Origin of the sequence: Mesorhizobium sp. NZP2077 (genome assembly GCF_013170805.1) — a bacterium.
Taxonomy (GTDB): domain Bacteria; phylum Pseudomonadota; class Alphaproteobacteria; order Rhizobiales; family Rhizobiaceae; genus Mesorhizobium.
Genome location: NZ_CP051293.1, coordinates 3,660,562 through 3,673,474 on the forward strand (window position 1 = coordinate 3,660,562; position 12,913 = coordinate 3,673,474).

The following is a 12,913-nucleotide window of genomic DNA, read 5'->3' on the forward strand; positions in this document are numbered from 1 at the left end:
CGTGGTTAGCAAATGATTAATTGCAAGATTTACTCAAAACACTCTTGTGAGTTCACGAAATCTTTTCAGCTCTGTATTACTCGATGATACGGGGTGGGTGAGCAGGTATGAAATATATCGTCTTCATTCTCTTTACGGTCATGACCAATGCCGCTGCGCAGCTGATGCTGAAGCAAGGCATGATGTCGCTTGGACCGATCTCGTTCGAGGGCGTCAATCCGCTCGTGAAGCTGCTGCAGATCGTCTTCAGTCCCTGGGTGTTCCTCGGCCTTTGCACCTTCGTCATTTCGATGGCCTCGCATCTCTATGTGCTGTCCAAGGTCGAGTTGTCCTTCGCCTATCCCTTCCTCAGCCTCGCCTACGTCGCCGTCGCCATCTTCGCCTATTTCGTCTTCCGCGAAGACCTCAATGGCTGGCGCATCGCCGGTATCGCCTTCATCTGCGTCGGCACGGTGCTGATCGCGCAAAGTGGGCGCGGGCATGACGAGGAGACGGCTTCCCTTTCGTCCGACAAGATTCACAGCGAGACCGTTCGATGAGACATGTGATTTTCGGCGGTGACGGCTTCGTCGGCCGCCACCTTGCCCCGAAGCTTGTGGCTGATGGCGAAGAGGTTGTCGTCGCCGACATCGTCAAGAGCGACCTGCCGCATTACCGCAATGTCCGTTTTGCCAAATGCGACGTGACACAAGCCGCCTCGGTGGCCTGTGTCGGCATCGAGCTGGACGACATGGTCTACAATCTGTCGGCCAAGATGCTGTCGCCGATCCAGGTGCGCGCCAAGCGCCACGACTTCTTTTTCCCGGTCAATTTCCACGGCACCGAGCACATCATCCAGGCCATGGACCGAGCCGGCGCTTCCAAGCTCGTCCACTACACGACCGACATGATCTACGGCCACACTGTCACCCAGCCGATGATGACCGAGGAGCATCCGGTCGCGCCGCTCGGCGAGTATGGCTGGTCGAAGCAGAAGACCGAGGAACTGGCCGCGCAATGGCGAAAGCGTGGCATGTCGATCTCGCTGTTCCGGCCGCGTCTGATCATCGGGCCCGGCCGGCTCGGCATATTGGAAAAACTGTTCAAGCTGATCGACTGGAATCTTCCGGTGCCGATGATCGGCTCGGGCAAAAACCCCTATCAGTTCATCTCGGTGTTCGACTGTGCCGAGGCTGCCCGCGCGGCCTGGAAGGCCGGCGTGCCCAACGAGGCCTACAATCTCGGCTCGCTCAACCCGCCGCCGGTGAAGAAGCTGCTCGGCGATTTGATTAAGCATGCCGGCTCGAAATCGATCCTGCTGCCGACGCCCGGCTGGGCGGTCAAGCGCACGCTCGACCTGCTCGATCTCATGAACATGCCGATCATGGATCCGGAGCAGTATCTGATCGCCGACGAGGAGTGCGTGCTTGACGTGTCCAAGGCCGAGCGCCAGCTCGGCTGGGTGCCGCAATATCGCGACGAGGACATGCTGATCGCCGCCTACAGCGAGTACCGCGCCAAGAAGGCCGGTCACGCCGTCGCAACCACACATGTGCCCGCCGAATAACGGGCCCGCCAAACAGTTTGTGGCGCACGACGCTGGTCGTTAGCGCGGACAGGAGATTGAAATGACCGTCATGGCCAAGCCCGAACGGACGAATGCGCGCACCATGGTCAGCGCGCCAGCGCTGTCGCCCGCCACCATCGCCAAGCCCGATTTGATCAGCGTCGAGCAGGCCAAGGCGATGGATGTCGCCCGCATGACCGATTTGTTCAAAGCGCATCTAAATCCCGGCCAGCTGCATTTCATGAAGCTGCTCGGCTTCCACAAGGTCAAGATCGAGCGTGCCGAAGGCATGTTCTACATCGACCAGAATGGCCGCAAGATACTCGACTTCTTCGGCGGCTTCGGTTCGCTGGCCTTCGGCCACAACCATCCGCGTATCCTCGAAGCGCGCAAAAAGTTCCAGGAGGAGAAGCGCCAGGAAATCGCCATCGCCTTCATGTCGCAATATGCGGCGGCGCTTGCGCACAACATCGCCAAATGCTCGCCCGGCGATCTCGACATGGTGTTTCTGGGCTCGTCCGGCTCGGAGGCGATGGAAGCGGCGGTGAAGCTCGCCGAGCGCGCCGCCGGCCCGAAGCGGCCGAAAATCGTCTATGCCGAGAATTCCTTCCACGGCAAGACCAAGGGCGTGCTGGGCATCACCGACGGCCAGCTTTATCGCGCTGATTTCAAGATGGCCGAGAACACGGTCCGCATTCCATTCGGCGACATCGAGGCGGTCGAGCGCCTGTTCCGCAGCGATCCGGAGGTCGGCGTCATCGTGCTCGAAACCATCCAGGGTGGCGGCGGCATCATCCAGGCCCCTGCCGAATACTGGCAGAAGCTGCGAGCGCTCTGCGACCAGTTTGGCGTGCTGTGGGTCGCCGACGAAGTGCAGTGCGGCTATGGCCGTTCGGGCCGTTTCTATGCCTTCGAGCATTACGGCGTCGTGCCTGATGTGACGGCGCTGGCCAAGTCGCTCGGCGGCGGCAAGGCGGCGGTCGGTGCGATGATAGCCAAGCGCGACGTCTACATGAAGGCCTATGGCACGCCGAAGACGGCGATGATCCATGCCATGGCGACCTTTGGCGGCATGGGCGAGGCCTGCATAACCGCGATCGAGGGCCTCAACGTGCTCTATGACGAAGGGCTGATCGACAACGCCGCCGTTACCGGTGACTACCTTCTGCAGCGCCTGCTGGCGCTCAAGGACAAATATCCGAAGATCATCAAGGATGTTCGCGGCAAAGGCTTTATGGTCGGCCTCGAGTTCCACGACTTCTCGCAGACCTTGCCGATGGTGTTGCGCCCGATCGTCAGTGTGCTCGACGACAAGCTGAAGGGATCGCTGTCCGGCTTCGTCGGCGCGCTGTTGCTGCGCGATTACGACGTGCTCGTCGCCTTCACCGAATACAACCGCAACGTCATCCGGCTCGAACCGCCACTGATCTGCCAGCGCGAGCATGTCGACCGCTTCGTCGATGCCTTCGACAGCCTGCTGTCGCGCGGCATCGTGTCGATCGTGAAGGATTTCGTCAAAAGCCAGGTCCGTTGAGAACTTCGATGCTGACCAAGTCTCCCGCTGCGAAAAACCCGCTCGACCGGCTCGCCGAGACCGGTCTGGCGTGGGGCGGGGCGACCTATGCCCGGTTGGCCGCACCGATCGGCGCGGCGGCCTTCGCGCTCTACATTCTTCTGACGGCGTTCACGGCTTGGGTGATGCCCGACGCCAACTGGGACATGCTGCCCTATCTCGCAATATCGGAGGAAGGCACCTATCCCGATGCGCAGGCGCTGCATGATTATGCCTACAGCACCGTCAAATCAGGCGTTTCGGCCGGCGACTACAAGGCGCTGACCGACGATGGCGGCGGCTTCCGCAGCCACATGACGGACAATGCCGCTGATTTCCATTCGCTGCTCGGTATGTACCGGATAAAATTCCTCTATGCCGAGATCCTGTCGACGTTGAGCGCGGTGATGTCGCCGGTCGAGGCGATGCGCCTGGTGCAGGTGTTTTCGGTGCTGCTGTTCGGCGCGATCACGTTGCTCTGGCTGCACAGGGAAAAGGCGCTGGCGCTGGCGCCGGTGGTCGGCGCGGTGCTGATCATGGCTGGTTTCGGCGATGCGGCGCGGGCATCGACGCCGGATCTGCTGACGTCGACGCTGCTGCTCGGCGGGCTCTACGCCTATATCAGAGGCCGCGAGGCAGCGACGGCGATCCTGCTCTTCCTCGCCTTCATGATGCGGCCGGACAATATTGTTTTCCTTGCCGTTTTCGCGGTGCTGCTGGTCGCCTTCCGGCAAAAGGCATGGGGCGCGCTGGCCGGTTTTGCCGCATCTTTTGTCGCCTATTTCGCCATTTCGCACTGGGCCCATCATCCCGGCTGGTGGCCGCATCTGTGGTTCTCCAGCATCGAGCAGCACTATAATATGGACGGCTTCGAGCCGGCGTTTTCGGTCACCGCCTATCTCAGGGCGTTTGCGACATCGCTGCTGCGCGCCATCAATCTGAACAGCTGGGTCGGCGTTTCAGTTCTGGCACTGGCCGGCTGGTTCGCCGCCGGCCGTGCCGGCTTCCGCCTTGAGCGCCGTGCCGGCATTTTGTTCGCGGCGCTGGTGCTGGGTGCGCTGGCGAAGTTCACGGTCTTCCCGATCCACGACACGCGCATCTATTTTCCACACCTGATCCCGCCCTTCCTGCTGCTGGCGACGCCGTTCATGGCGCTGTGGGCAGCCCTGGTGCGCGGCCAGCATCGCGCCGCCTTTCAAATCATTCCCGGAGACAAGCCATGAGTTCGCTATCCAGCCTGGCGCGCATCGCCTTGTCGCTCGGCCTTCCCTCCGGCCTGCTCGATCGCGGGCCGTCGCTGCGCGGCACGAAGTTCCTGGCCAAGGCGGCGCTGAAAGCACGCTTCGGCGGGGCAGGGCAGCCGTTCCAGATGGTCAATGTCGGTGCCTGCGATGGCGCGCTGTTCGACGATGTCACGCCCTGGCTGCACAAGATTTCCGGCGCCCGCGCCATGCTGGTCGAGCCGATCCCCTACAATCAGAAGCGACTGCGCGCCAACTATCCCGACACGGACCGCTTCATCATCGAGCCGGTAGCCGTGACCCGGACCAAGGGCACGATCACCGTCCACACGTTCGATGCCGCAGCCCTCGAGGCGGGCACCTTGCCGATCGAGTTCATCGGTTGCTCCTCGGTCACCGACACCAATCTGATGTCAGGCAAGAATGCCTGGGGCGAGGCCGACGCCAACTTCAACAAATTCGCGCCGCATCTGAAGGACATCGAAGTGCCATCGGAAACGCTCCAGACATTGCTCGATCGCAACCGCATCAGCCATATCGATGCGTTCCTGGTCGATTGCGAAGGTGCGGACTGGATCGTCTTCGAACAGCTCGACCTCAAGCGTTATCGTCCGGGCATGATCAAGGTCGAGGTCGGCGCGCTGCCGGCAGCCGAGATCGGTCAGGTCGTGGTCAAGCTGAAGACGGCGGGCTACCAGCTCGGCTTCCAGGCCGAGGATATCTGGGCTTTTGCCTGAGGCTACCGTTTCTCCCTGATCATACCGGGTCGCGCCGCACATGCGGCGTGTCGCAAACAGGCGGTAGCGTCGTCCCGGTCGCCTGCATATTGTGCGCCGATGAAAACGGGCGCTGACGCTGCCCGCAATAGCATTTGGAGTCGCGGGCAATGGCAGAGTTTCCGAAAAAGGCGAAGGTAGTCATCATTGGCCTCGGCGGTATTGTCGGCGCATCGATCGCGCATCACCTGATCGAGCGCGGATGGGACGATATTGTCGGCATCGACAAGTCGGGTATCCCGACTGACATCGGCTCGACGGCGCATGCTTCCGACTTTTGCTACACGACCAGCCACGACTTTTTGTCCTGCTGGACGACGCTCTATTCCATCGATTTCTATGAGAAGATGGGTCACTACGCCCGCATCGGCGGCCTCGAAGTGGCTCGCGTCGGCGATGACGGCCGTATGGACGAGATCAAGCGCAAGATCGCTTCAGCCAAGGCCTTTGGTACACGCGCGCGCCTGATCGAGCCGGCCGAGATCAAGGAAAAGTTCCCGCTGATCGAACAGGACATGGTGCAGGGCGGGCTCTGGGACCCGGACGCCGGCCTCGTCATCCCACGCTCGCAGACCGTAGCTGGCAAGCTGGTCGACCAGGCGGAAGCGTCGGGCAAGTTGAAATCCTTCGCTAACACGTCGGCCAGGTCACTCGTCGTCAAGGACGGTCGCATCAGCGCCGTGGTGACCGACCGCGGCACGATCGAGGCGGACTATGTCATCGTCTGTGCCGGCATCTGGGGCCGGCTGATCGCCGAGATGGTGGGCGAGGACCTGCCGGTCATGCCGATCGACCATCCGCTGACTTTCTTCGGCCCCTACAATGAGTTCGCCGGCACCGGCAAGGAGATCGGCTGGCCGCTGCTGCGCGACCAGGGTAATTCCGCCTATATGCGCGATACCGGCGATCCCAAGACCGCCGAGGGCGGCCAGATCGAATGGGGCTACTACGAAGAAAACAACCCGCGCCTTTGCCATCCGCGCGACCTGCTGGAAAAGCATGAGGCGCGGCTGTCGCCTTCGCAGCGCGACCTCGACATGGAGCAGATCCTGGCACCGCTCGAACGCGCCATGGAACTGACGCCGATCCTGGGCGAACTCGGTTATAACGAAAGCCATTCCTTCAACGGCCTGCTGCAAGTAACCGCCGATGGCGGCCCGTCGATGGGCGAAAGCCAGAAGGTAAGGGGTCTCTGGTATGCCGTCGCCATCTGGGTCAAGGATGGCCCCGGCATGGGCAAGCTGATCGCCGACTGGATGACCGACGGCCGCACGTCGATCGACCACCACGCCATCGACTATGCCCGCTTCTATCCGCACCAGACCAAGGAACAGTTCATCTGGGATCGCTGCACCGAGACAGCGATGAAGGTTTATAATCCGGCCGTGCATCCGCGCGAACCCTTCTCCAAGGGCCGCAACATCCGCCGCTCGCCGTTCTGGGAGCGCGAGAAGGAACTCGGCGGCTATTTCATGGAGCTGGGCGGCTGGGAGCGCGCCCATGGCTATGCCGCCAACGAGCACCTGCTGGAGAAGTATGGCAACCGGGTTCCCGTACGTGAGAACGAGTGGGACAACCGCCATTTCTGGCGCGTCTCCAATGCGGAACACCTGGCGATGAGCGAGGATTGCGGCATCGTCAACCTGTCGCATTTCTCGATGTATGACATCGAGGGACCCGACCATGTCGCGCTGCTGGAATGGCTGTGCGCGGCCAAGGTCGGCGGCGACAACAACATCGGCAAGGGCATCTACACCCACTTCCTCGACGAGGAAGGCATGGTGCGCGCCGACTTTACCGTCATCCGCATGGCCGACCGCTGTCGCTTGATCGACGGCGCCGACGCCGGCCCGCGCGACTTCCGCTACATGCAGCGCACCGCGCAGGACAAAGGTTTCGATGTCACCATCACCGATGTGACGGAGAAATACGTCACCATCGGCATCTGGGGCCCGAATGCTCGCACGACGCTACAGAAGGTGGTCGAGAATCCGGACGGGCTGTCGATTGAAAATTTCCCCTTCGCGGCGATCAAGCCGGTCAGGATTGGCGGCAAGGACGTCACCGCTTTCCGCATCTCCTATGTCGGCGAACAGGGCTGGGAACTGCATATGCGCTACGAGGACGGCCTTGCCGTCTGGGACGCGCTGCGCTCGACCGGCGTGATGCCGTTCGGCGTCGAGACCTATGCCAATACGCGCCGCATGGAAAAGAGCCTGCGGCTGCAGAATGCCGACCTTCTGACCGAGTACAATCTGCTTGAAGCGGATCTCGCGCGTCCGAAGGTCAAGGAGAACGATTTCTGCGGCAAGGGCAAGCATGTGGAATACCGCGCCCGCGAGCACCAGCCGGCGACTTTGTGCACGCTGGTGATGACCGAAAACACCGATTCCAAAGGCGTGGCGCGGTATCCCGTAGGCATCATGCCGGTGATGGACCCCGCCACCGGCGAAACGCTGGTCGACGAACTCGGCCGCCGCTCCTTCACCACTTCGGTCGCCTATGGCCCGACCATCGGCAAGAACATCGCGCTTGCCTACCTGCCGCATTCGTATGCGCAGGAAGGCCGCAAGCTCAATGTCGAGTATTTCGGCGAGACCTATCCCGTCGAAGTCGCCGGCGTCGGCTACAAGCCGCTCTACGACCCGGAGAACCTCAAGCCGCGCAGCTGATCTTCGGCCGAGAGCGGACTGATTGCAAAAGCCTGGCTTCGAGCCGGGCTTTTGTCTTTTTAACCGGATGGTTTTCGCTTACCCTTGCAGCATGTCTGCTTTCCCGTGTGCAAGACATCTCCTTTACGGCTGTGCCGCACTGGCGCTGATGCTCTGGCTGGCGCCCGGATCCCGCGCCGACGAGCCGGTCGATGTCGAACTGGTGCTGGCGGTCGACGTTTCGCTGTCGATGTCGGCGGACGAGCTCGAGATCCAGCGTCATGGCTACGCGGCGGCGCTGACGCACGACAATGTGCTGCAAGCGATCGCCGATGGCGCCTATGGCAAGATCGCCGTCACCTATGTCGAATGGGCCGGCACCACGTGGCAGCGCGTCATCGTGCCATGGACCGTGATCGCCAACCGTGCCGATGCGGAGCGGGTGGTGGCGCAATTGTCGGCGCATCCGCCCGACAGCGCGCGCCGGACGTCGATCTCCGGCGCTCTGGAGTTCGGCAGCGACCTTTTCGCCGAAAGCGGCTACCAGGGGACCAAGCGGGTCATCGATATTTCCGGCGACGGACCCAACAATCAGGGCGCGCCGGTCAATCTCACTCGCGACGGCGTGGTCAGGCAAGGCATTGTCATCAACGGCCTGCCGCTGATGACGCGGGGCGGCTTTTCCGGCGCCTACGATGTCAACGATCTCGACCGCTACTACAGCGACTGCGTCATCGGCGGCCCCGGAGCGTTCATGATCCCGGTCAACGACTGGACGCAATTTCCCGAGGCCATACGCCGCAAGCTGGTGCTGGAGCTTGCCGGCCCGGCGTCGCCGCAGTGGGCGGCGGAGGACGCGGATCATCCGCCAGTGGTGCTGGCGCAGGACAAGCCCGCCAGCGACTGCCAGATCGGCGAGAAGATGTGGCGCAGCCGCAGCTGGAAGCTCGACACCCGCTAGGACCGGACCATTGGCAAACGGTCCGGACCGCGCTATCCAGCGGTGGGGGACCGCGGTCGAAACCGAGGAAACATCAGATGAAACGCCTTGCCATAATGGCAGCTGTCGCGTCCGTGCTTTTTGCCGACGGCGCCAGCGCCCAATACAACGACCAGCCTGCGTGCGTCATGTTCGAGCACGTAAACTTTCGCGGGCGGTCGATCGAAATGGGACCCGACGATTCAGTGAACTTTCGTGGCGGCCAGTTCTGGAACGACCGTGTGTCGTCGGTGTTCGTTCGCCGGGGCTGCACGCTCGTTGCCTATGAGGATACGAACAGGGGGGGTGAATCGATCGAGATCAGACGCCGGGCTCGGGAGTTGGGCAGCGACTGGAACGACCGCATTTCCTCGGCCGAGTGCTATTGCGATGGCTATTGACCGGGCAGGGCCTCAGGCCAGCTAGCGTCGGTGCCAACGACGTCCCAGCGAACATGCCGCCGAACACGGTCCTGTTGATTGACAAGCCGATTGGCGTCTGTGAACAATTTCCCTTCGGAGAAAAAAGGGGAACTGACATGAACCGGATCGCTGTTTTTGCCGCGACTTTGACGCTTGCCGCCGGTCTGTCCGCGCCGGTGATGGCCGCCACATCGGTCACCATCGGCATCAGCGGCTGGACAGGCTTCGCACCGCTGACGCTTGCCAAGCAGGCAGGCCTTTTCGAAAAACACGGCCTCGACGTGACCTTGAAGAAGGTGCCGCAGGCCAGCCGTCCGCTCGCCATCGCCAGCGGCGACCTGCAATGCGCCGCCACCACGGTCGAGACCTGGCTGGTGTGGAACGCCAGCGGAGTGACCACCAAGCAGATTTTTCAGCTCGACAAATCCTATGGCGCCGACGGCATCGTCGTGCGCAACGACATCAAGACCGTCGCCGATCTCAAGGGCAAGAACGTCGCCTCCTCGGCACCCGGTACGTCACCCTATTTCCTGCTCGCCTGGGTGCTGAACAAGAACGGCATGTCGACCAAGGATGTGACGGTCGTCAATCTGGAGCCGGATGCGGCAGCGCAGGCCTTCCTCGCCGGCCAGAACGATGCTGCCGTCACCTATGAGCCGTTCATCTCGGCGGTACGCGACAAGTCCGACCAGGGCCATATACTGGCGACCACGCTCGACTATCCGATGGTGCTCGACACGGTCGGCTGCACGCCCGAATTCCTCAAGGCCAATCCGGATGCCGCAAAGGCGCTCGCCGACAGCTATTTCGAAGCGCTCGACCTGATCAAGAGCGACCCGCAGAAATCCTACGAGATCATGGGCGCCGACGTGAAGCAGTCGGCCAAGGAATTCGAGGATTCGGCGAAGTACCTGAAATGGGCCGACAAGGCCGAGAACAAGCAGTTCTTCACCAAGGAATTCCAGGATTTTTCCAAGACCGCCGGCGACCTGCTGCTGCAGATGGGGCTGATCAAGGAAGCGCCCGATGTGGCCACGCTGGCCGACACCAGCGCGGTGTCCAACTGATCGTCCGGCCTTTGCCCATCCCGCGGCGGCGCCGGGCGCGGCGCCGCCTTCTCCTGGACATGTGACCATTCGATGGGGACGATGTGAAGATGCGCCCCTTGCATCCAGTGTCGCCGGGCCTGCGAACCGTGCTCGGCATTTCCTTCTTCGTGCTGTTCGTCGCCTTCTGGGCCTGGATCACGCTTGGCGGCCACGTCAACCGCATCTTCCTCGCCGATCCGCTGTCGATGCTGAGGGATGGCTGGCGACTGCTGGTCGAGGACCGTTTCTGGCTCGACATACTGATCACCATCTGGCGCGTTTTTGGCGGCTTTCTGCTGGCCTCGGCGGTCGCGGTGCCGATCGGCATCGCCATGGGCGCCTGGAAGCCGGTGGAAGCGTTCCTGGAGCCCTTCGTCTCCTTCGCCCGCTATCTGCCGGCGTCGGCCTTCATTCCGCTGCTCATCCTGTGGGCCGGCATCGGCGAACTGGAAAAGCTGCTGGTCATCTTCGTCGGCTCGGTGTTCCAGATCATCCTGATCGTCGCCGTCAAGGTCGGCTCCACGCGACGCGACCTGGTCGAGGCCGCCTATACGCTGGGCTCGACCAACAATGGCATCGTCAAACGGGTGATCGTGCCTGCAAATGCGCCAGAAATCGCCGAGACACTGCGGCTGGTGCTCGGCTGGGCTTGGACCTATGTCATCGTCGCGGAGCTGATCGGCTCGTCTTCCGGCATCGGCTACATGATCATCAACAGCCAGTCGCGGCTGGCGACCGGACAGATCATCTTCGGCATCATCGTCATCGGGCTGATCGGGCTGTTGTCCGATTTCGCCTTCAAGGCGTTCAACCGCTGGCTCTTTCCATGGAGCCTGGCGTGAGCAAGCTTCTCATCGAGGGCGTCTCGCGCACCTTTGCCGGCGTGCGCGGCGGGCAGCCGGTCAAGGCGCTGATGCCGGTCAACCTGGCGGTTGCCGCCAATGATTTCATCACCATTCTGGGACCATCCGGCTGCGGAAAGTCGACGCTGCTGAGGATCGTCGCCGGTCTCGAGGCGCCGAGCGAGGGTCGTGTGCTGCTCGACGGCAAGGCCGTGACGCGGCCGGGGCCTGACCGCGGCATGGTCTTCCAGTCCTACACGCTGTTTCCGTGGCTGACGGTGGCCGAAAACATCGCGTTCGGCCTGCGCGAACGCGGCATGGCGCAAAAGGAGCGGGACGGGATCGTTGCCTCCTATGTCGATCTCGTCGGGCTGAAAGGGTTCGAGAACCATTGGCCGAAGCAGCTGTCCGGTGGCATGCAGCAGCGCACGGCGATTGCCCGGGCGCTCGCCAACGATCCGGAAATCCTGTTGCTGGACGAGCCGTTCGGCGCCCTCGACAACCAGACGCGCGGGCTGATGCAGGAGCTGTTGCTCGGGATCTGGGAGCGGCGCAGGAAGACGGTGCTGTTCGTTACCCACGACATCGAGGAGGCGATCTTCATGGCCTCGCGCGTCATCGTGATGACGGCGCGGCCCGGCCGCATCAAGTCGGATGTCGCCATCGATTTGCCGCATCCGCGCCACTACACGCTGAAGACCAGTCCGGAATTCTCAGTGCTGAAGGCACGGCTGACCGAAGACATCCGCGTCGAGGCGATGCGCACGGCACAGGCCCAGCCGGCCGGAGCTTGATCTGGGATCAAGGCCTGATCCGGGGATCAGGCGGCCAGCAACTGCTTGCGGTCGACACGCTCCTGCTGCGGCGAGCGAGCATAGAGTTCGCGATAGCATTTGGAGAAATGCGAGGCCGAGACGAAGCCGCAGGCGACCGCAACCTCGACCACCGGCATCGAGGACTGGATTAAGAGGTGCCTGGCGCGATCGAGCCGGATTTCCAGGTAGTAGCGGGCAGGCGAGCGGCCCATCTCGGTGCGGAACAGGCGCTCGATCTGGCGGCGCGACAGGTCGACGTGGTCGGCGATCTCGATCAGCGACAGCGGCTCGGAGAGATTGCCTTCCATCAACTCGATGATGGTCAGCACTTTCGAGTTCTGCACGCCAAGGCGGGCGCGCAGCGGCAGGCGCTGGCGATCGGTCGGGCTGCGTACGCGGTCGGTCAGCACCTGCTCGCACACACGATTGACGAGGCTCTCGTCGAAATCGTCGCCGATTAGCTTCAGCATCATGTCGAGTGCGGCGGTGCCGCCGGCGCAGGTGTAGATGTTCTGGTCGATCTCGAAGAGGTCGGCAAAGACATTGGCCTTCGGAAACGCCTCGGAAAAGCCCGGCAGGTTTTCCCAGTGGATGGCGCAGCGCTTGTTGGACAAGAGGCCGGCGGCGGCGAGGATATGCGCGCCGGTGCACAGGCCGCCGACGGCGACGCCGCGGTTGTACTCTTCGCGCAGCCAGGCGAAGGCCGACTTGTTCTGGTAGCGCTCGACATTGATGCCGCTGCAGACGATGGCCATGTTGGGCCGGTCGGGGCCGGCCATCTTCTTGCGTTCTTCCTCCAGCGAAGTGTTGACCGCGCATTCGACGCCGTTCGAGGCGCGCACCGGCTTACCGTCGATGCTGGCCAGGCGCCAGCGATAGGCCTCGTAGCCAAGCATGCGGTTGGCCGAGCGCAGCGGGTCGAGCGCGGTCGCAAAAGCGATCATGGTGAAATCGGGGACAAGGAAGAACACAAACGATCGCTTGATCGGATGCTTTACGGC

The 12,913-nt window shown here is 62.4% G+C and carries 12 protein-coding genes; 11 read left to right on the plus strand and 1 reads right to left on the minus strand.

The window, feature by feature from the left end; all coding sequences use genetic code 11:
- Window positions 1-107 precede the first annotated feature (107 nt).
- From HGP13_RS18180 to HGP13_RS18230, 11 genes are all read left to right on the plus strand, one after another.
- Entirely contained in the window at window positions 108-539 is a 432-nt protein-coding gene (locus HGP13_RS18180) for an EamA family transporter (protein ID WP_172227889.1), read from the plus strand.
- Window positions 536-1,546, plus strand: a complete 1,011-nt coding sequence (locus HGP13_RS18185) for an NAD(P)-dependent oxidoreductase (protein ID WP_172227891.1) — start codon at window positions 536-538, stop codon at window positions 1,544-1,546. Before HGP13_RS18180 ends, HGP13_RS18185 begins: the two co-directional genes overlap by 4 nt.
- A 103-nt stretch (window positions 1,547-1,649) precedes the next feature.
- Window positions 1,650-3,080, plus strand: a complete 1,431-nt coding sequence (locus HGP13_RS18190) for an aspartate aminotransferase family protein (RefSeq protein ID WP_172234761.1) — start codon at window positions 1,650-1,652, stop codon at window positions 3,078-3,080.
- Window positions 3,081-3,088: 8 nt separating this feature from the next.
- Window positions 3,089-4,321: a hypothetical protein gene (locus HGP13_RS18195; protein ID WP_172227893.1), complete on the plus strand. Its 1,233-nt coding sequence runs from the start codon at window positions 3,089-3,091 to the stop codon at window positions 4,319-4,321.
- Window positions 4,318-5,076, plus strand: a complete 759-nt coding sequence (locus tag HGP13_RS18200; protein ID WP_172227895.1) for an FkbM family methyltransferase — start codon at window positions 4,318-4,320, stop codon at window positions 5,074-5,076. Before HGP13_RS18195 ends, HGP13_RS18200 begins: the two co-directional genes overlap by 4 nt.
- A gap of 149 nt (window positions 5,077-5,225) precedes the next feature.
- The gene (locus HGP13_RS18205) at window positions 5,226-7,787 is read left to right on the plus strand and encodes an FAD-dependent oxidoreductase (protein WP_172227897.1); all 2,562 of its coding nucleotides are present in this window, start codon (window positions 5,226-5,228) and stop codon (window positions 7,785-7,787) included.
- Between the two features lie 91 nt (window positions 7,788-7,878).
- Window positions 7,879-8,727 (plus strand): DUF1194 domain-containing protein, encoded by an 849-nt coding sequence (locus HGP13_RS18210; RefSeq protein ID WP_172227899.1) that lies wholly within the window; start codon window positions 7,879-7,881, stop codon window positions 8,725-8,727.
- 77 nt (window positions 8,728-8,804) lie between these two features.
- Window positions 8,805-9,146 (plus strand): peptidase inhibitor family I36 protein, encoded by a 342-nt coding sequence (locus HGP13_RS18215; protein ID WP_172227900.1) that lies wholly within the window; start codon window positions 8,805-8,807, stop codon window positions 9,144-9,146.
- Window positions 9,147-9,283: 137 nt separating this feature from the next.
- Entirely contained in the window at window positions 9,284-10,234 is a 951-nt protein-coding gene (locus tag HGP13_RS18220) for an ABC transporter substrate-binding protein (protein ID WP_172227901.1), read from the plus strand.
- Window positions 10,235-10,323: 89 nt separating this feature from the next.
- Entirely contained in the window at window positions 10,324-11,097 is a 774-nt protein-coding gene (locus HGP13_RS18225) for an ABC transporter permease (RefSeq protein WP_172227902.1), read from the plus strand.
- Entirely contained in the window at window positions 11,094-11,891 is a 798-nt protein-coding gene (locus HGP13_RS18230) for an ABC transporter ATP-binding protein (protein WP_172227903.1), read from the plus strand. The genes HGP13_RS18225 and HGP13_RS18230 overlap by 4 nt, the downstream gene beginning before the upstream one ends.
- Before the next feature lie 26 nt (window positions 11,892-11,917).
- On the opposite strand, the gene HGP13_RS18235 is transcribed toward HGP13_RS18230, so the two are convergent.
- Window positions 11,918-12,856, minus strand: coding sequence for a GlxA family transcriptional regulator (locus tag HGP13_RS18235; protein WP_348647147.1), 939 nt, complete (start codon window positions 12,854-12,856; stop codon window positions 11,918-11,920).
- Window positions 12,857-12,913: the final 57 nt, after the last annotated feature.